Source organism: Mycobacterium lepromatosis (genome assembly GCF_000975265.2).
GTDB classification, from domain to species: Bacteria; Actinomycetota; Actinomycetes; order Mycobacteriales; family Mycobacteriaceae; genus Mycobacterium; species Mycobacterium lepromatosis.
Genome location: NZ_CP083405.1, coordinates 2,848,112 through 2,867,514, shown reverse-complemented (window position 1 = coordinate 2,867,514; position 19,403 = coordinate 2,848,112). Strand labels below are relative to the sequence as shown.

Sequence of the window (19,403 nt, the reverse complement as noted above, 5' to 3'; positions counted from 1 at the left end):
ATGTTGTCACTTTGAAAGTTTAGGGAGCGGTGTGCAGTCTCACCAACGATGAGACCGTTAGTCCGGCGTCCCACTGGAGAGTCGCCTAGCCTTACGTCGCGATAACCTCATCGCTGCCGGTACGCAGTTACTCGACGACTACAGCGGATGGGTGCTGGCCACCCGTGCAATATGCCTCAGGGCCGCACTGACCGAACAATACTACTACGAACACTTCCTGGCCGTGACGAAAACGAAATTTATGCGTGCGGTTTACGACGACGTCTGCACGCGGACCATAACAACCCTCGTCTCGACTAAGACCCCTCAACGAAACCGTCAAAAAATTTGTCATGCTTTTGGTCGATAACCCCGGTGCGCAGGCACGTGCTGGTATTGGCACCTACAGTCAAGCCCATGCCGGCTCAGTCCGGCGCGGAGTTGCTGTCCAACATCATCACGCTTCTACAATACAAATTATCCCGGAGCGGCGACCTCATCCTACAATAAAGTCTTAACAAAAAATGGTCACCACCAGCTTGACCGGAGACCCCACCGGTCTATTCACCACACTAACTATCTGCACAGCCTGCCGGGGCCACACGCGAATAGTTCATCGATTACTGAACCGAGATGCTGCTCAATACAGCTGCCACGCACGTACCCTGGGTAAGCTGGAAGAAGTCGAGCGATCGGTTCATGCCACGACGTGTGACTGAGGTTGCCCGGCCGCGAGCCACAACGTCGCTGTGGTCCGGTGTTCGAAGGTCACGCGAACGATGAGCCGGCCAGCCGATGCGGCTGTTAACCCCACGACGTGGCACACCGGAAGGGAACTTGATGCTACTGAGATACACAGATATGTTGACTGCAACCAATAGACACAGATAACTGGAGGAGCCATGTCAGCCGAGCTGACCGACCTACAGCTGCTGCACGAGCTCGAACCGGTCGTCGAGAAGTACATGAACCGGCATGAACGCCTACACAAGCCCTGGAACCCGCACGACTACATCCCGTGGTCGGATGGCAAGAACTTCTACGCTCTCGGCGGTCAGAATTGGGATCCCGAGCAGAGTCGACTCTCCGATGTCGCCCAGGTGGCTATGGTGCAGAACCTGGTCACCGAGGACAACCTGCCGTCGTATCACCGAGAAATCGCGATGACCATGGGCATGGACGGGGCGTGGGGGCAGTGGGTCAACCGCTGGACAGCCGAGGAAAACCGGCACGGAATCGCGCTGCGCGACTATCTAGTGGTGACCCGCGCGGTCGATCCGGTAGAGCTAGAGAAGCTACGCATCGAGGTGGTCAACCGGGGTTTCAGCCCGGGCCAGAATCACCAAGGTGGACTCTTCGCCGACACCCTGTTCGACTCGATCCTCTACGTCACATTCCAAGAGCTGGCTACACGCGTCTCGCACCGCAACACAGGTAAGGCCTGCAACGAGACCATCGCTGACCAGCTGCTCACCAAAATATCGGGCGATGAAAACCTGCACATGATCTTCTACCGGGACGTCAGCGAAGCTGGCATAGAGCTCGCACCCAACCTTGCGATCAAGGCACTGCACAAGATCCTGCACAACTTTAAAATGCCGGGATTCCTGGTTCCTGAGTTCCGGCGCAAGGCCGTGATAATCGCCGTCGGTGGCGTCTACGACATCCGGATCCACCTTGACGAGGTGGTCATGCCTGTGCTCAAAAAGTGGCGGATTTTGGAGCGCGAAGACTTCAGTGGCGAGGGTACACGGTTGCGTGACGAAATCGGCGAGCATCTTAAAGAGCTTGAGGCCGCGTGCGACAAGTTCGAAGTCTCCAAGCAGCGCTACATCGAGCGCGAGGCTCGCCGGACTGAGAAAATCACCGCACGCAAGGTGCTATCTACCAAAGGCACGCTGAAGATGAGTGGGCGGTAGTTGACCATTGCGCATCGGCCCGATCGAGCTTGCCAGCCCGGTTGTATTGGCTCCGATGGCTGGCGTAACGAACGTAACATTCCGGACACTGTGCCGTGAATTTGGTTCGAAGTGTGGCAACCCGCCGCGCTTGCAACCGCCACTAGAACAATCGCAGGTCGGCACCATCAGCGGACTGTACGTCTGCGAAATGGTGACAGCGCGTGCACTCGTCGAGCGAAATCCGGTCACGATGCACATGACCACATTCGCACCGGACGAGTCGCCCCGCTCGTTGCAGCTCCACACCGTAGACCCGGCTACCACGTACGCGGCCGCCAAGATAATCGCTGACGAAGGTTTGGCAGATCACATCGATATGAATTTCGGCTGCCCGATGCCGAAAGTCACCAGACGCGGCGGCGGGGCAGCGTTGCCATACAAGCGGCGACTGTTTGGCCAAATCGTCGCTGCCGCTGTGCGTGCTACCGAAGGCACCAAAATACCGGTGACTGTGAAGTTCCGCATCGGCATCGACGACGAACATCACACCCACTTAGATGCCGGCCGTATTGCCGAAGCTGAGGGCGCCGCCGCGGTCACGTTGCACGCCCGGACGGCGGCTCAACGCTACTCCGGCACTGCCGATTGGACACAGATCGCCCAGCTAAAGCGGCAGGTGCGGACGATTCCTGTGCTCGGCAATGGGGACATCTACGACGCGAGCGACGCGCTGGCCATGATGGCCGCCACTGGGTGCGATGGTGTTGTCATCGGCCGTGGCTGCCTGGGCCGTCCGTGGCTGTTCGCCGAGCTGTCGGCCGCGTTCACCGGCAGACCTAAGCCCACACCACCCACACTCGGCGAAGTCGCCGACATCGTCCGTCGGCACGGCAAACTGCTAGCCGCCCATTTCGGCGAAGACAAGGGCATGCGCGACATCCGCAAACACATCACGTGGTACCTGCACGGCTTTCCCGCCGGATCCGAATTGCGACGCGCACTGGCACTGGTCAAAACGCTCAATGAACTTGACTGCCTACTAAACCGGTTGGACGGCGTTGTCCCGTTCCCGGACGCCGCGGCTGGACCCCGGGGTAGGCAAGGTTCATCCACCTGGGTGGCTTTGCCCGACAGCTGGCTGACTGACCCCAACGACTGCACAGTGCCGGTCGGTGCCGACATCATGGAATCTGGTGGCTGAATCGAAACGCTGCCAAAATCGCATCTCGACCAATAACGCAGTACCATTTAGTGGTAATTGTAGCGCAGGTTACAACACTAAAATGCCAGCGGCGCATTGACCATTTTGCACGGACACTAATGGCGTCCGCATCGGAGTTGTGGAGGCCGGCAGTACGTGAATTACAGCGAGAATAGCGCCACTCTTGACTATCGAAGCGGGTCCGGCGGCCGACAGCGATGATCAACGAATTACCCCCGATGCGCAGCTACCGTTTAGCGCCGCGCTGTGCTAGCGCCACTTTGCATCCGAACACGATGACGTGACCTGCCGATGACCGGGGCAAATCGCCCGTCAACACCGAAAAGACCGGATATCATGCCGTCGGCCTAATAACCGTCGCCGACTTAATCACCAAAATTTACGCTCCCACTCCTGAGCAGTCCAGTCACCCCATACATAGCCCGCCACCAAACCCCAGACATCGAGCCATTCGATGTCATCAACTACCCCGGCGACGAGTAAGACACCCGGGCCACCAACATCCCGACGTTCTCCTTGGAGAACGTTTCAGAGATTCCCGACCTCGGAGCAACCCGCTATCCGCACGACAGTGTACATACGCCGACCTCAGTATACGAAGTGCTGCCCGCGCCAAGCGGCGGGTCCTCCGCTCCCGAGGCCCGTAAGACCCGCAAGCAACACCCCAAATACAGCCGCCGACCCCGACGTTGCTGGCCGGACGCCTATTATTATCCACGTTGTTTGCCGTGCTGACCCTGGTTCTGACTGACGCGGCTTAGCGTTGGAACGCCTAGAAGAACAACCGCCTCAACACCGTCAGCGCGCTTGACTCAGACTCGCACGATATCGCCGACCCCGGCGGTCGGTATGACAACGAGAACTTTTGATCGTCGGTATGGATTCGCGCGCAGGGGCCAACGCCAACATGGGCGCGGGCGATACCCAAGATATCGACGGCATACGATCGGACACCGTGATGCGGATGAACATCCTGGCAAACCGCAAACACATGGTAGTGATCTCGTTACCTTCCCCCGCAACCTGGCGGTTACCCCGATAAAGTGCGAAGTCTGGGACCCTGAAACCGGCAAGTACGAACCCATCTACAACGAGAAAAGGGAAATTCGATCCACGAGTTGTCTACGCAGAGAACAAATTGAACTCAACTTTTTCCTACGGCGGTCCGAAATGTCTAGTGAAAGAAATCCAGAAGCCTTCCGCTTTGAGCATCCACCCGGTTCACCGTCACTGACTTCGTCGGATTTGCGCGGATGGTCAGGGCGGTCGAAGGCGTCGAGGTGTGCAGCAAAAGTCTGATACAAGACTACATAATTGGGCACGATGCTAGACCACCAGGGATGCAAGGTTCTCAATGGGGAAACAGCATTGAACTATGCGCGAGCACGTAAGGTCACTACCGAGTTCAATGAGGACTACAACCGCATCAAACGACAGCAATTATTCCTGTCGTCGTTGCCGCGTTCTATAATCTCGACGGATACATCATTCAACCTGAATAAGCTGAACAACCTCGTCAACACGTTCATAGGCAATAGCTATGTCGACAATGTCAAGACCAAAGACCTAGTCCAGCTGGGTATGTCATTGCAGGACATGGCGTCCAGGCACATTACGTTTGTTAACGTGCCTACCGGAGTGACAGACGAGAACGGCAACGAACCACTACGCACGGCCGACATGCGAGCAGTTTTCGATGCCACCATCAATTGATGACCACTTACTTCTCGAAAACGATCCGAATGCGCAGAATTTGGGGATGACACCGACAACCACGTCCACCCCCAAGAGGGCGACACCGGACACCTTCCGGAGGTTCAGCATGAGCAGATGACGACAACCTAGTCGCGAGGCATGATCGTACAGCTGTCCAATTCGACCAGCCGAGTAGGTCTGGCAACCACCGCCGCCAAAGAACTCGAGTAGGCCGGCTTCAACTGTTATGATCTTAAGAAGACTACTCGGGTTCGTTTAAGGTCACTACGGCGTTATTCTCACCAGGGAACTAGCAAGCCATAGACACTGTGGTGTCGACGTTCCCCAATTTCACAAGTTCAGCAAGTTACCAGCATTGGCCAAGTAGTTAGCGTGGTCCTCGGCCTAGATTGTGGTACTGTCACCGCTCCCCCGCCCAACGGCACATCGGTCACCGTGCAGATAAACCGCAACTTCAACAACCCGCCAACTAAGTTGCCGTGAGGGCCTGACGTTGACCAACGCAGCCGACACCACCTGCGAATAGCCGTCTAAGCGTCGCTTCGCCGCCGTTTTCGATCTCGAGAACGTAGGCTTAACCACATGCGAACCGCTTACCATGAGCAACTCTCGGAGTTATCTGAGCGGCTCAGCGAGATGTGCGGGCTGGCAGGAATCGCCATGGAGCGGGCCACCCAAGCATTGCTGCAAGCCGATCTGATGCTGGCAGAACAAGTGATCACCGACCACGAAAAGATCGCGACCCGCAGCGCTCGCGCCGAAGAGAGCGCTTTCGTACTGCTGGCCTTACAAGCCCCGGTAGCCAGTGACCTCAGAGCAATCGTGAGCGCCATCCAGATGGTGGCTGACATTGATCGGATGGGTACGTTGGCCTTACACGTTGCTAAGACCGCCCGCCGACGCCACCCTCAGCATGTGTTGCCTGAAGAGGTCAATGGATATTTCGCCGAAATAGGTCGAGTTGCAGTAGAATTGGGAAGCGGTGCACAAGAAGTGGTGTTGTCCTGCGACCCGGAGAAAGCCGCCCGGATCCGTGAAAAAGACGACGCGATGGACGAGCTGCACCGGCATTTATTCTCGGTGCTGATGGATCGCGAATGGAAGCACGGCGTGGCGACCGCCGTCGACGTGACGTTGCTAGGCAGGTTCTATGAACGTTTCGCCGACCACGCCGTCGAAGTAGCACGCCGAGTCATCTTCCAGGCTACCGGCAGTTTTCCTGAAGACGACACGGTGCCAGACTCACGCTAAGTGGTCTGTCCGGCCGTTTCGATGAACTAGCCAAAGCGACCGGAGATGTAGTCCTCGGTGGCCTTTTCGGTCGGATTGGAAAAGATTTTCTCGGTATCATCGATCTCCACCAGCCGACCGGGTCTGCCGACGGCTTCCAAGTTGAAGAACGCAGTCTGATCACTCACCCGCGCCGCTTGCTGCATGTTGTGGGTAACGATTACGATGGTGTACTCTTGCTTCAATTCACCAATCAGTTCCTCGATGGCCATCGTCGAAATGGGATCGAGCGAGGAGCATGGCTCGTCCATGAGCAACACGTCTGGTTGTACGGCGATGGCCCGAGCGATGCACAGCCGTTGCTGCTGGCCCCCGGATAGTCCACCTCCAGGCTTATCCAATCGGTCCTTGACCTCATCCCACAGGTTCGTGCCGCGCAAGGAGTATTCGGCGGTATCATCGAGCACCTTACGATTACGCACGCCTTGCAGCTTTAAACCGGCCACCACGTTATCGCGAATTGACATGGCGGGGAACGGGTTGGGCCGCTGGAACACCATCCCGATTGCCCGTCGTACACCGACGGGATCGATACCCGGGGCATATATGTCTTCATCGTCGAGTAACACGGTGCCTTCAACACGGGCACCAGGGACGACCTCATGCATCCGATTTAAGGTGCGCAGCACCGTCGTCTTGCCGCAGCCTGAGGCTCCGATGAACGCCGTCACGCTTCTGGGCAGTACCGCCAGCGAGACATCTAAAACTACTTGAAAAGACCCGTAATAAATGTTGACGCCTTTGAGGTCCAATCTCTTGGCCACTTGGTTCTCCTGCCTACGACTTCTTAGGGACAAAGATGTTCTCAATTACTCTGGACCCGATATTAAGTATTAAGCACAACGATTATCAGGGTCAGCGTGGCGCCCCACAATCGTTTTCCCCTTCGTGACCCCTAGAGTGTAACTGGCCTCGCGCAGATCCATCGGAATGAGCGGAATTTTCTCGGTAGCCCAGATGATTTACCGGGAGCATCAACAACATCGACGGCACCATAAAACCATAACTTGGAACGACCAAGACCCAACGTCGCCGCGCACAGTGCGCATATGAGAGACAGCACCGCCACGATCAAGAGTAGACTGCTTAGGATATCCACCATGGATATCGCTAACGCGTTCAGGCTTTGCGCCGCAACAGTATTCGACCAGATAGATCCCGACCATGAGGACAATCGGCATGGAAATTGCAGTGCATATCAATCCCGGCAACAAGGTGCCGACGATCACGTGGTACCCGCCACCGCCAACCACGAACTAACTACATTAGGGCGAGCAATATCACGAGTACAGTCACGAAATTGTTCACAACTCGACGACATCGACCAAGCCTGGAGAACGTCCGTTCCTTGAGCGTCCGACCCAGAATCGAGGCCATCGGTTTCGTCTTCTAAGTCCGGTGACAACGCTGCGCGCTGAGACATCGATCACGAAAGCGACTAATGAACAGCAACATCCGGGCAGTAATATAAGCGCCAACTTTGTATCGATCACCAAATGCCGATGCGATGGAGGCAATCTTGGTTGCGAAGGTGTAACCGCCGTCGAATAGTGACCGACCAAACTTTTTCTTGAGTGCTGCGCAAGATGATCAGCAGCGCGACCATCGCACCCAAGGCGCGTCCTAGGCCCAACATCGCACCGCGTATGTAACCCGAATCGACCGAAGGGCAACACACGACAGTCCAGACCATTTCCCGATACTTAGCTACCAGCACAGCCTCGATCGGGTCGTGCGGAGTCTGCACAAAGACGTCGCGTGTGACCGCGGTGCTGATCGACAAGATCATCACCGCCAAAACAATCCACCAGCGGTGAAGATGGTGCCGACGCCGGCCACCGAAGTATTGCCACTAGCTGAGGAGAATGCACCAGACCAGAGTCCGATTGAGCCAAGTTGCGATCGGACGCAGCTGCGGTGTCAGTACGTATAAACCCCAGACACCGCAGATGATCGAGGGCACCACAGCCAACAAATCGACCGAATAAGCCACCGCGCCGACGACCTGCCGCGGTGCATACTGGGTGATGAACAGAACGACCCCCGAAGCAGTCGGCGTCACCAAGATCAATGCTAACAGTGACACCAACACCGTCACCTGCAGCAGATCAAAGATTCCGAAGTGCATCACGGAGGTATCGACAATAACTCACTTGCCGCCGTAGCTAAAGAAGTGCTCTTTGCCGCGCTACAACGTGGGTATCGCGCTGCACAACATATAACGCGCCTATTGCGGCTATCAGGACCACAACCCGGACTCTGAGCCCCTCCAACAGCCTGCGAATATCTGGTCTCCCAAGTTCGACTGCCCCCACAAGCTTATGGGTGCGATCGGCAACTCGGGAGGGGCCTGGCTACCACCGAACCCGCATAGGCTTGGGTTGACATTGTCACCGTAATCCCATCCCTGTTTAGTTCTGCCGTCACTTTTTAAACCGTCTGTTGCCCCTTTGAGAAAAGATTTCGCACAGAGGCAATTTGCTACTGCATTGCGTTGATCGCGCTGACCAGTCGTTTCTTAACTGTATCGGGCAGCGGAACATAGCCTACCGCCGAAAGACCGGTCTGACCGTCATTGGCGGCCACGGTGAGGAACGACTTGATCGCCGCAAACGTGTCCGGGTCGTAGCCTTTCGAGCAGACGATCTCATATGTAGCCAACACCAACGGGTAAGCATTCGACTGCTCGGTGCTGTACATCGCGTTCAGGTCTAATACTAGGTCGTTGCCGACGGACACGAAGTTGGCCGCATTTATGCCATTGCGTGCCGTGTCTGCGGTAAGCGGCACTCCGCCACTGCCGGTGTCAATCTGGGCGAACGGCAATCCGGCCCGATCGGCGAAGCTCTTCTCGACATAACCAAAGGCGCCTAAAATAGTTTGCACCGCCTGGATTACACCAGCCGACTTCTGAACCCCTTGGCCAACACCGCCCTGAAACTCGGCACCGACTCCTTTGGCCCAGCTCTGTGGTGCATCGGCCGTTAAATACTTCTGCAAGTTATCGGTGGTTCCCGATGCATCAGCCCTATAGATCGGCATGATCCTGAGGTTGGGCAGGACAACACCTGGATTGAGAGCCGCGAGTATCCTGTCGTTCCATTTCGTAATCACGCCACTGAAAATTTTGGCCAACACGTCGCTATTGACGGTCAACATTTGAACGCCTGGCAGGTTGTAGACCAACGCAACCGGCCCGAACACCAGCGGTAGATCCCAGGCCGGGTTTCCTTTACAGCGTTTGGCGGCCGGGCCGAGTTGATCTGCAAGCAGCGGCGAGTCCGAGCCAGCGAAGTCGACACGGCCAGCAATGAATTGTTCACGACCAGCACCCGACCCAGTCGGGTTGTATGACACGTTCTTGTCGGGGCACAACTTTCCCCAAATTTGATTAAACAATGCGATCGCGTTCTGTTGAGCGGTCGACCCTTCAGCCGTCATTGTTCTTTTGCCGCCGCAAGCCGCGGTGTCAGCCGATTTCCCTGAGATGGATGTTGTCGCAACATGGCCGCGACTATCGTCACTACCGCACGCGGACAACACCCCGGCGGTGACCGTCGTCGTCAACACCATCGCAAACGCCCTGCATACCCTATCGTGGCTCACCGGTCTCGCTTTCTCAGCGCACTTTCGACGCACACTCGCACCGCTGGCCGAACGCAAAGTGGCCTGGTCACCCGGAAAGTATGCACCGCAGGAACCCAAAAACATCAGTAGTGGGGTGAACACAACACTGGTGAGTACTGCATGGAACTGGGCGTTCGTTCAGTCATCGACCCCGGCTAGTGCGTAAGCAGTGTCAACAGTGTACGCGGTAAAGCCTAGCCTTTCGTAGGTCCGCACCGCGGCGACATTGTCCGATTCCACGTAGAGCATCACGGTGGGTTCGGCCGAAAGCCCGGCAAGCCGCTGCGCCAGCGAGGCAATGCCGATCGATATCAACATCTGTCCCAGGCCGCGGCCCTGAGCGGACGGGTCAACGCCTAGGACGTAGACCTCACCTAAGCCCGGGTGAGCTGCATGCACCTTGGTCCAGTGGAAACCCAATAGCTTGCCCGGTTGGTCGTTTGAGGAATCACCGAAAGCCAAGAACAAGCCCGCCGGGTCAAACCACGGTTCACTGCGTCGCTCCGCCAACTGGGTTGCAGTCCAACCGCCCTGTTCCGGATGGCCGGCGAACGCGGCGTTGTTAACCCGTAACAACTCAGCGTCATCAACCGTACCCGCGTAAGTCCGCACCCACACCCCCAGCTGATCGGGGACCATCGGGTCCGGGACAGCTCGCAAAGAACGTTGCATCTGCACCATTTCACGTACCGGGATCAGACCCAGCACAGACGCAGTTGCCCGGGCCGATGCTAGCGTGCCGTGCGCCCAAAACCGGTTGCGCCCCGCGGTCTTCGCCAGCGCTGCACGTCCCATTGCGGCGCCAAAACCGCGACGGCGCTCACGCGGATGCACCACCAACTCGGCCATAGCAACGCCCGCATAACGTGACGGGCTGAGATTGAGATAGCCGATCATCGGTGCGTAGGATCTCGAATCCGTGACCAGCAGGTGCTCGGTACGATCGTAGCCGAGTTCCCGCAGCACCCGTTCTCCGACGGGTGCTATCTCATCGAATTCAGTTGCTGCCGAAATAATTTCGCGCACTCGCTGCTGTTCATCGGTGGACAGTGCGAAACGCCAGTTAAGCACTATCACTTACTGCGTAACGGGTCGATTATCAGGTCATCAAAATCGTCAGGTTTGATGTCCCGGTAATAGGGCCCCGCGATCGTCGCACAGCCAAGGCCTGGCCGAACCGCCTTATAATCCACATTACATACCATACCGATCAGCGCTTCATGTTCGAGCCCAAGTTTTGCCCACAGTTGACGCACGTACACATCGACAGTCCGGGTCCCGCCAAAACACCTCGTGCAACAGCTGTGCACGGGTGAACACCTGGCCGGCGGACCGCACCAAAATACTCCAGCAGCTCGAACTCTTTGGAAGTGAAGTGCAGTGTGGGGTAAAACAGTCATACGGTGTATACGCCTTCATCAATGACAAGCTCGCCCAGAGTGATTTTATCCCGCGCTCTCCGACTCGGAAAGCCTACCACGGCAGCAGAAGACCAGCCGTAACCGGGTATCGATCTTCGCGGAACCGGGACTGGGCACGAGAATCTCGTCCAGCCCCCCAGGCAGTCCTAATCAGCACCAGCTGGCCTTCACTCACCAACGCTAAGACGAGGGCCAACCGGCCCGTCACACTCAGCAAACAGCACAGACAGCGTGCAGCCAATAGATCGTAGCGCGCGTCAACGAGCACGGCATCCTCGGCTCCAGCCTCAAACAACGAGGACGATTCCGCCGGCGTCGTCCGCATGGTGTGTGACAGCAGCGACAACGACGGCACACCGGGTCCGGATGTATCTCCGAGATCAGGATACATAGCTCCAACAACTCTAAGCGTCGCGGGAAAGGCATTTCCCAAATCGATAGCAACACGCGCGGTGCGGCTATGCGGCTAGGTGTATATACAATAACGTGCCACCTAAGTGTCTATAGACCCGACGACAAGGCATTGCGGGAGCAATCATGCCAGTTGTCGGAGATGGTTAAAAACGCAACTTGCATAGAGCTAAGTCACAATATGCGTATGCGCAAGGTGCTAACCAGTGTGATCGCAACGGTAGTCACCGTGGCTGTGCTTGTTGTCGGTATCCTCGGCATCGATTACGGAACCAGCATCTACGCCGAATACCTCCTGTCAGTCAACGTGCGCAACACAGCCAATCTCGGGTCAGACCCATTTGTGGCCATCCTGGCGTTCCCGTTCATCCCGCAGGCGATGCGGGACCACTACACCGAGTTGGAAATCAAGGCCAACGCAGTCGACCACGCCATGGTCGGCAAGGCCTCCCTCGAAGCCACTATGTACTCGATCGACCTAACCTATGCGTCCTGGCTGATCAAGCCCGATGCGAAGCTCCCGGTAGACAAGCTAGAGAGCCGCATCATCATCGACTCGATGCACCTGGGCCAGTATCTAGGCATCAACGACCTCATGGTCGAGGCACCACACCGGGAAACCAACGACGCCACCGGCGGTACCACTGAATCCGGGATCTCCAGCAGCCATGGGCTGGTACTCAGCGGCACACCGAAATCAGCCAACTTCGACCACCGGGTCAGCGTCTTGGTGGACCTCTCCATCGCCCCTGAAGACCAGGCGACGCTGGTGTTTACCCCTACAGACATCGCAACCGGACCCGACACCGCCAACCAACCCGTTCCGGATGACAAGCGAGACCTCGTGCTACGTGCCTTCAGCGCCAGGATGCCTGACCAGAAGCTTCCGTTCGGGGTAGCACCGACCAGCGAGGGAGCACGTGGCTCGGATGTGATCATTGAAGGTATCACACGGGGGGTAACAATCACCCTCGACGGGTTTAAGCAGTCATGATGTGCGCCAGCAACGATGCAGAGCAAAGCGATGAAGTGGGGGCACACCCCCACAAGTGGGTGGAAGTACCTTCCGCTTGCGGGGGAGAGCAACACTCATGATTACCGTTATTGTGACGACAATAACGGTGGGCATGCTGACAGTCTTTGCCGGGTGGTGGTTCACTCGGCACTCAGGAAACGTTCACGAATTTTGTTCTGGGCCCGGTCAGGGCGCCGGCGCAGACACCGCCGACCTCAGCTTGTCGCGTACCGGGCCGACCATTGTACATTTCAGCGCGCCATGGTGCGGACCGTGCGATCGGGTCCGTCACGTAGTTGATCAGGTCTGCAAAGATCTGCCCGACGTAGCCCATATCGAGATCGATTTGGGCGCTCATCCTGCTGCTGCGCAACGATTTTCGGTGCTCTCGCTGCCCACCACATTGATTTTCGATACCGACGGACAGCAACGGTACCGGACGTCGGGAGTCCCCAAGGCCGCTGACCTACGGTCCACACTCGAACCATTGTTGGCTTGATCACCGTGTCATTAGGTAAGCTGGTCGACGTGTCAACCCGCCTCGAGCCCAGGCTCACCAAGCGCCGCGCAGTCGATCTGTGCCGCATCACGGGCTGTTGCTGTAGCTGGCTGAAGTAGCCGGGCTCTTTCGCGCTGCACTCGGAGCCCTACCGTGGCCTGTCTCCCGCTTTTCCGTGCAACAGAAGTACCTAGGAGTAGATACAGTGACGATCAATAAAATCCCCACCGGAGTAGAAGTCGTCGATGTTCGCGGACCACGATTTGCTGCCTGGGTTACGGCCGCAGTTCTGCAGACCGTTCTGATCGTTTCGGTGTTCAGTCCACTGGCGGCCGCTTTACTGTTGGTCCTGCAGGCCGTGGTTTTTGCCATCGGCACTCTCGGCGGCCCGCGCCGGCATCCGTACGGACGGGTGTTCGCCGCCCTCGTGGCGCCTCGGCTGGGTCCGGTGAAAGAGCGCGAACCGGTGCCACCGCTAAAGTTCGCCCAACTGCTCGGCTTCGTCTTCGCGGTTTGTGGTGTTGCCGGATTCGCTGGCGGCGCTTTCTTGGAGGGGGTCATCGCTACGGCGGCCGCATTATTGACCGCCTTCCTCAACGCAGCGTTCGGCATCTGCCTGGGCTGTCAGCTCTACCCGGTTGTGGTTTGGTTCCGACGCATCGCCGCTCCGCGTAACCCTGGTGAACCACCTGGTTCACCCCAAGGTGAGTGAAAGGACTGTACCATGGCACGCTCTGATGTCCTGGTTTCCGCTGACTGGGCCGAGAACAATCTCGACAGCGGGAACATCGTCTTCGTCGAAGTGGACGAGGACACCAGCGCCTACGACGGCGGCCACATCGCCGGCGCCGTCAAGTTGGACTGGCGCGCGGATTTGCAAGACCCGGTCAAGCGCGACTTCGTCGATACCCAGCAATTCTCCAAATTGCTGGGTGACCGCGGCATTTCCAACGACAACACTGTGATCCTGTACGGCGGCAACAACAACTGGTTCGCGGCCTATGCGTATTGGTACTTCAAGCTGTACAGACATGACAAAGTCAAATTGCTCGACGGCGGCCGCAAGAAATGGGAACTCGACGGTCGCCCGCTGTCCACCGACACCGTCACCAGGCCGGCGACCTCTTACGCTGCTGCAGCACCGAACAACACTATTCGGGCCTTTCGGGACGAGGTCATAGCATCTATCAAGATCAAAAATCTCGTTGACGTACGTTCCCCCGACGAATTCTCTGGAAAGCTCTTGGCACCTGCGCACCTACCCCAGGAGCAAAGCCAGCGACCCGGCCACATCCCCGGTGCGATCAACGTACCTTGGAGCAAGGCCGCCAATGAGGACGGCACCTTCAAATCCGACGAGCAGTTGGCCAAGCTGTATGCCGACGCCGGCCTAGATGGGTTGCAGGAGACAATCGCCTACTGCCGAATCGGTGAACGATCATCCCACACTTGGTTCGTACTGCACGAGTTACTCGGACATCAAAACGTCAAGAACTACGACGGCAGTTGGACGGAATACGGCTCCCTGGTGGGTGTCCCAATCGAGTTGGGAAGCTGAATATGTTCTCTGGGCCTAAACAAGAACTGGCGTTGCCCGCCAGCGTCGACCTCGAAAAAGAAACGGTGATCACCGGCCGCGTGGTCGATCACAAAGGTCAAGCCGTGGGTGGTGCCTTCGTCCGCCTGCTGGATTCGTCCAACGAGTTCACGGCCGAGGTGGTCACCTCGGTCACCGGTGACTTCCGGTTTTTCGCCGCGCCGGGGTCCTGGACACTGCGCGCGCTATCTTCAGGCGGTAATGGCGACGCCGTGATGTCGCCTTCGAAGGCAGGCATCCACAAGGTCGACGTCAAGATCGCCTGACCAGCCCGACACACCTGCCCCGAAAGCCACCACCAACCAATAAGACGAATAGACTCGCCCCGTGGTACTCTTCTTCGAGATCATGCTGGTTGTGGCAGTGGTAGTTATATCATGGTTCACGCTTTATACGCTGTACCGGCTCATCACTGACGAGTCGTGACCTGCGCCGGCAGCGGTGCAGAACGCAGTGCTGGGGTGGTGGCTCTCCCCCACAAGTGGGAGGTATCCACACCCACTTGTGGGGGAGAGCGGCATACGTGACCTCCGACGAGGTCCGTGACGGAGCGGGCAATCCTGCGGACTCCGGCAAGTGTACGGCTGCTGAGATATTTCAAGCGGCCAAGCGGTCTACGGTAAGCGCAGCCCGCAACATCCCGGATTTCGACGACTTGCCAGTTCCCTCCGACACCGCGAATCTGCGGGAAGGCGCTAACCTCAATAGCACTTTGCTGGCACTGCTGCCGCTGGTCGGTGTGTGGCGCGGCAAAGGGGAGGGCCGTGGACCCAACGGCGACTACCGCTTCGGCCAGCAAATCGTGGTCTCGCACAACGGTGGGAACTACCTGAATTGGGAAGCCCGGTCCTGGCGGCTAGACGATGCCGGCGAGTATCAGGAAACTGGCTTACGTGAGACGGGTTTCTGGCGTTTTGTCAGCGACCCATACGATCCTACCGAATCCCAGGCGATCGAATTGCTGTTAGCCCATTCGTCTGGTTACGTAGAATTGTTTTACGGGCGGCCACGCAACGCATCATCGTGGGAATTGGTCACCGATGCCCTGGCATGCAGCAAATCCGGTGTGCTCGTCGGCGGCGCCAAACGGCTTTACGGTATCGTCGAAGGTGGCGACCTCGCTTATGTCGAAGAACGAGTGGATGCCGACGGTGGATTGGTGCCACATTTATCAGCGAGACTGTACCGATTCGCCGGATAGCGACGTGAGCAGCATAGACAGAAGACACATTCACACGATAATGCTGTGCGTGTGTACTGTTCGACGTCTGAGCAGCCGATAGCCCAGAAAAGAAGTCGACCGAATGCATCTTACACGAGGAGAACCTCGTCCTTAGCAAGGAGGGTCGTGTCCGCAGTTAGCCTGCTACTAATCGGCTATCTGGCCGTTGTGGCGACCACAACCCGCCATCATTGACGCGGTACAGACCCGGCTCGGGTGGTTCGGCCGGGGCCGGGATCGATACAGTGGTGACCGCGCTGATCGCAGCGTGTGTGCTAGACCTTCCGATCGGATAGCAGCCCCAGGTAGTAGGCATGTGATTTACTGTAATCGTCGTGCCGATCACGATGAACGCGGTTCTAGGCCTAAGCTTCTACTAGGGGATGCCACGACATCATTATTCCGCCGATGGCGACAGCCCAGTTAGTCAAAAGCGACACCAGCGACTTTTCCGTGATCAGACTCACCTGCCCCTGGTCGGGGTAGCCGGCTGGAACCGGCCGTCGATAATCTCGTCGACGAGCTTCTCGGCTTAGACGGTGTCGTTGTCGGTGTGTTCCGACCCAAGGTAGGCCGGTTGCGAGCCAACGTAGCCGATTCCATCACCGGAACTGTAGGCATCGATAACGACACGCAGTCAATGAATCAGCGGTGTCGCGCACACTTTTAGACTAACGAAGCACCTTCGTCTTCATCACCGGTGTTGGCGACAACCGGGCACAACGGACCCGCCGCCAAGTTGCCTGGGTGATGCTAGTGGACTTCAACACGCCGTCCACCCTGGTGTCCGCCTCGGCTGTGGCGTAGCCTGCCTTAGTTGTATCTTGATGTAGGACTATCCAGCAACCAATCCTGTTGTAGCTGGACCTCATTAATCGTCGACTCTCCGCAGTCGCCCACAAGCAGCGGTTGCCCCCAAATATCATGTGCCTCGATGCCCCCCTAGCTGACCCAAGCGTAGCATACCTAGCAGTTCGGCGGTCCGACATCCGGTGGGCCGCCGGTATGGTGGACAATACGATATGACTGCCGGCATTTTACTCTACGACCTCCTCGCTAAGGGACAAACAATTTGTGTATTTGTCTGTGGCACTTCGCAATTTACTCTGGCGTTGTACACGGATCTGACCCAACGCACCCTGGAAAGCAACTTCACACACCCCGCCACTGCCAGCGCTAATCTCTGACACAATCACACGCTACAACAATCACCAACACACAACACGAGCCGGCGTATCACCTGACTTTTGCCACTCTTCGGTGGTCGGTGCGTGAAAATTGTGAACTGTTGTTTTCTTCGGTGGCGGGACGTAATGTGGGCACTAAATTGAAGGTTTTTAGGGTGTGGTGGTAGCGTATGCACGCACCATGAAGATGGCCTCGGGGACTACGGCTGTGTAGATTGTCTTGGTCACCATGGCGGGGTTCGCGCTAGAGTGAGCGCTTAGGTTCTGTGCACGCAGAAGTTGAGTTAGAGGGTGTGCAAGGCCGCGGCTAACCAAGGTGTGGCGGCCGGTCAGCAAAGGCTTGGATCGTCGCGGGTCGGCCGGCTCCCTGTTACAGATCGTGGCGTCGAGGTCAGCGCACCTGTGGGAGGCGTCGTGTCAGACTACGGGGTGGCTGGGGTTTCGATGCCACCGGTGGCGGTTATCAGGGTGTTTCGTGACCTGGCAACGGTACGCGTCATTGAACCGATAAGCAAGGTCGATGCATTACGAGTGCTCACGGAGACCGGAGTTGATTCGGTGGCCTACTGGACACCGAATCAACTCCTGCCAATTTTGCTCAACCTGAATTCCGAGAGCAACTTTTGACCGCGTGAGCGGCTCATACGTAGTTAAGTCCAGCCAGACTGGTGCTCTACGACGCGACAGTCTTGTACTTCAAGACAGATGTGGAGGACAGGTTCCGCGAGCCTGGGTTCTCGAACGAACGCCGGCTGGATCCACAAATCATCCTGGGGTTGTTCACCGACGCTATCGGGTTGCCGCTCAATGTCGCGGCGTTCGAGGGCAACCGGACTGAGACCACCATGATGGTGCCGGTCATCAATGCCTTAAGACCGCTCACAATCTGACCGACGTGACCGTGATGGCCGACGCCGGCATAATCTCCGAAACCAACCAGGTCGCCTTACAGGCTGTTAGGTTGATCGACATCTTCGGTGCTCGCATTCCGCGCCTGTCTGACGTGGTGCGCTAGTGGTGCGACAAACACCCCCCAGCGAGGCGGTTCCCCTACGGGCTAGTTCTTTTACCCAGCGGTGATCATCGGCCAGCCTCTCATCAAGGTGTGCGATCAGGGCTCGGCGATTCAACAACCCGGTCAGATCATCGTGTTCGGCCAAGTAACGCAATTGTTCTTCGGCAACGATGCGGGCCTGCAGCTGGGCAAAAAGAGTTGCGATCGCCTGCAGCGCACGCAACTCATCGGCGTGCCATTCCCGGTCGCCGTACTTGACGAATCCAAGGACGCCGGTGGTGATCTCTCCGGACAGCAACGGCACACACGCCAGGGAAACAGCCGGCACAGCGGTGCCCTCCTCGATGCGACGCTGATATTCAGCATTGGCCGGCTCGGGCCGCAAAACCGCCGGTTCTTTGAGATACTCGGCCATCGCAAAAATCGTGTCGGCGTCGGCAAAATACACCACACCGATCGGGTCGGGATCAGGCACGTAGTCGCGCGGAGGCCATTCCACAACCAGCTTGGTCGCATGAATGTCATGGTCATTGTGACGAAGAAAGCTCACATCGACGCCGAAATGTTCCACCAGAATAGCCAGTACCCGTTCGCCGATCGGTACCGCGGTGACCGCTGTTGCAGCCATTAACTTCGAGGCCACCGCAGTGACGAGTTCGTCCAGGGACCGGGTCATGATCTTACCATAACCGCTTAGCCCGACAGCAACCGGATGCGCTCAAAACTTCGGCGGCTCCGCACCGACACGGGCCCTGCGACAGTCAATCGCAACACCAACACGAGGGAGTGATCGACCGGGATACGCGCCAGACTGTGGAAGTCGCTGCCCAATTGGCCCAATTCATCGGCGAACTGTGCAGATAATGCTTGTAGCTCGTCGACATCGCGCGCGTAGAGGAACACTGGCGAAATCGGCTGCACTGCGAACCCATGTCGCTGCGCGGCGATCCATATCGCCTCGACAGCCGACCCACCACGAGCGTAGTCCGCCAACGCGTTCCCGGGCACCGAGATCACTGCGAGGGCCGAACTAGCCACCACGCGATCATGGGTGTCTTGGCCCAGCGCAGCGCCGACGTTCCACTGCGCGAGGAGTTCCATAACGTCCGTACGACGAAGCACGTCGAACGCAGCCAACTGATGCCAATCCATTTCGAGACTGCGCACGTCAATACCAGTGTCTGGAAAAGAATCTCCCGGTCGATCACTCCCTCGTGTTGGTGTTGCGATTGACTGTCGCAGGGCCCGTGTCGGTGCGGAGCCGCCGAAGTTTTGAGCGCATCCGGTTGCTGTCGGGCTAA

General features: G+C 57.5%; 15 protein-coding genes and 5 pseudogenes. 13 read left to right on the top strand and 7 right to left on the bottom strand.

Annotated elements, in window-relative coordinates:
• Positions 1-881 precede the first annotated feature (881 nt).
• From MLPF_RS13530 to phoU, 4 genes and pseudogenes are all read left to right on the top strand, one after another.
• The gene (locus tag MLPF_RS13530; RefSeq protein ID WP_045843655.1) at positions 882-1,898 is read left to right on the top strand and encodes an acyl-ACP desaturase; all 1,017 of its coding nucleotides are present in this window, start codon (positions 882-884) and stop codon (positions 1,896-1,898) included.
• Between the two features lie 7 nt (positions 1,899-1,905).
• Entirely contained in the window at positions 1,906-3,081 is a 1,176-nt protein-coding gene (dusB, locus tag MLPF_RS13525; RefSeq protein WP_045843656.1) for a tRNA dihydrouridine synthase DusB, read from the top strand.
• Between the two features lie 704 nt (positions 3,082-3,785).
• Positions 3,786-5,344 (top strand): annotated as a pseudogene (locus MLPF_RS13520) (LCP family protein); the annotation flags it as partial.
• A 56-nt stretch (positions 5,345-5,400) separates the two neighbouring features.
• The gene (gene phoU / locus MLPF_RS13515; protein WP_045843657.1) at positions 5,401-6,069 is read left to right on the top strand and encodes a phosphate signaling complex protein PhoU; all 669 of its coding nucleotides are present in this window, start codon (positions 5,401-5,403) and stop codon (positions 6,067-6,069) included.
• Positions 6,070-6,095: 26 nt separating this feature from the next.
• Here the strand turns inward: phoU and pstB are convergent, their stop codons facing one another.
• From pstB to MLPF_RS13490, 5 genes and pseudogenes are all read right to left on the bottom strand, one after another.
• A complete protein-coding gene (gene pstB / locus MLPF_RS13510) occupies positions 6,096-6,872 on the bottom strand; it encodes a phosphate ABC transporter ATP-binding protein PstB (protein WP_045843658.1) in 777 nt (258 codons plus the stop codon).
• A 621-nt stretch (positions 6,873-7,493) separates the two neighbouring features.
• Positions 7,494-8,496 (bottom strand): annotated as a pseudogene (locus MLPF_RS13505) (PstC family ABC transporter permease); the annotation flags it as partial.
• Between the two features lie 93 nt (positions 8,497-8,589).
• Positions 8,590-9,681, bottom strand: a complete 1,092-nt coding sequence (gene pstS, locus MLPF_RS13500) for a phosphate ABC transporter substrate-binding protein PstS (RefSeq protein WP_045843666.1) — start codon at positions 9,679-9,681, stop codon at positions 8,590-8,592.
• Positions 9,682-9,873: 192 nt separating this feature from the next.
• Positions 9,874-10,809, bottom strand: a complete 936-nt coding sequence (gene mshD / locus MLPF_RS13495; protein ID WP_045843667.1) for a mycothiol synthase — start codon at positions 10,807-10,809, stop codon at positions 9,874-9,876.
• Positions 10,809-11,555: pseudogene (locus MLPF_RS13490) on the bottom strand (winged helix-turn-helix domain-containing protein). Before MLPF_RS13490 ends, mshD begins: the two are co-directional and overlap by 1 nt.
• 193 nt (positions 11,556-11,748) lie before the next feature.
• Here MLPF_RS13490 and lmeA point away from each other — a divergent pair.
• The 9 genes and pseudogenes from lmeA to MLPF_RS18040 form a co-directional block, all read left to right on the top strand.
• Entirely contained in the window at positions 11,749-12,561 is an 813-nt protein-coding gene (lmeA, locus tag MLPF_RS13485; RefSeq protein ID WP_045843659.1) for a mannan chain length control protein LmeA, read from the top strand.
• 97 nt (positions 12,562-12,658) lie between these two features.
• Complete coding sequence (locus MLPF_RS13480) at positions 12,659-13,081, top strand: thioredoxin family protein (protein ID WP_045843660.1); 423 nt, start codon at positions 12,659-12,661, stop codon at positions 13,079-13,081.
• 5 nt (positions 13,082-13,086) lie between these two features.
• Positions 13,087-13,200 (top strand): Ms5788A family Cys-rich leader peptide, encoded by a 114-nt coding sequence (locus MLPF_RS18045; RefSeq protein WP_427901940.1) that lies wholly within the window; start codon positions 13,087-13,089, stop codon positions 13,198-13,200.
• 86 nt (positions 13,201-13,286) lie between these two features.
• Positions 13,287-13,793 carry a DUF4395 domain-containing protein gene (locus MLPF_RS13475; RefSeq protein ID WP_045843661.1) on the top strand — a complete coding sequence of 169 codons (507 nt, stop codon included), beginning with the start codon at positions 13,287-13,289 and terminating at the stop codon, positions 13,791-13,793.
• 12 nt (positions 13,794-13,805) lie between these two features.
• Positions 13,806-14,639: a sulfurtransferase gene (locus tag MLPF_RS13470; RefSeq protein ID WP_045843662.1), complete on the top strand. Its 834-nt coding sequence runs from the start codon at positions 13,806-13,808 to the stop codon at positions 14,637-14,639.
• A 2-nt stretch (positions 14,640-14,641) separates the two neighbouring features.
• A complete protein-coding gene (locus MLPF_RS13465; protein ID WP_045843663.1) occupies positions 14,642-14,944 on the top strand; it encodes a DUF1416 domain-containing protein in 303 nt (100 codons plus the stop codon).
• 257 nt (positions 14,945-15,201) lie between these two features.
• Positions 15,202-15,879, top strand: a complete 678-nt coding sequence (locus tag MLPF_RS13460) for a heme-binding beta-barrel domain-containing protein (protein WP_045843665.1) — start codon at positions 15,202-15,204, stop codon at positions 15,877-15,879.
• Positions 15,880-17,378: 1,499 nt separating this feature from the next.
• Positions 17,379-17,714: a hypothetical protein gene (locus tag MLPF_RS13455; protein ID WP_082082402.1), complete on the top strand. Its 336-nt coding sequence runs from the start codon at positions 17,379-17,381 to the stop codon at positions 17,712-17,714.
• Positions 17,715-17,875: 161 nt separating this feature from the next.
• Positions 17,876-18,099, top strand: a pseudogene (locus MLPF_RS18040) (IS1634 family transposase); the annotation flags it as partial.
• 73 nt (positions 18,100-18,172) lie between these two features.
• On the opposite strand, the pseudogene MLPF_RS13445 reads toward MLPF_RS18040, so the two are convergent.
• Both MLPF_RS13445 and MLPF_RS13440 read right to left on the bottom strand, forming a co-directional pair.
• Positions 18,173-18,778 (bottom strand): annotated as a pseudogene (locus MLPF_RS13445) (GAF domain-containing protein); the annotation flags it as partial.
• Between the two features lie 17 nt (positions 18,779-18,795).
• Complete coding sequence (locus MLPF_RS13440; RefSeq protein WP_237817201.1) at positions 18,796-19,269, bottom strand: nitroreductase family protein; 474 nt, start codon at positions 19,267-19,269, stop codon at positions 18,796-18,798.
• Positions 19,270-19,403 lie beyond the last annotated feature (134 nt).

Excerpts from the sequence above, each read along its gene's own strand:
- MLPF_RS13530 (WP_045843655.1), top strand. The coding sequence starts at position 882 with ATGTCAGCCGAGCTGACCGACCTACAGCTGCTGCACGAGCTCGAACCG.
- phoU (WP_045843657.1), top strand. The coding sequence starts at position 5,401 with ATGCGAACCGCTTACCATGAGCAACTCTCGGAGTTATCTGAGCGGCTC.
- pstS (WP_045843666.1), bottom strand. The coding sequence starts at position 9,681 with ATGGTGTTGACGACGACGGTCACCGCCGGGGTGTTGTCCGCGTGCGGT.
- lmeA (WP_045843659.1), top strand. The coding sequence starts at position 11,749 with ATGCGTATGCGCAAGGTGCTAACCAGTGTGATCGCAACGGTAGTCACC.
- MLPF_RS13480 (WP_045843660.1), top strand. The coding sequence starts at position 12,659 with ATGATTACCGTTATTGTGACGACAATAACGGTGGGCATGCTGACAGTC.
- MLPF_RS13470 (WP_045843662.1), top strand. The coding sequence starts at position 13,806 with ATGGCACGCTCTGATGTCCTGGTTTCCGCTGACTGGGCCGAGAACAAT.
- MLPF_RS13465 (WP_045843663.1), top strand. The coding sequence starts at position 14,642 with ATGTTCTCTGGGCCTAAACAAGAACTGGCGTTGCCCGCCAGCGTCGAC.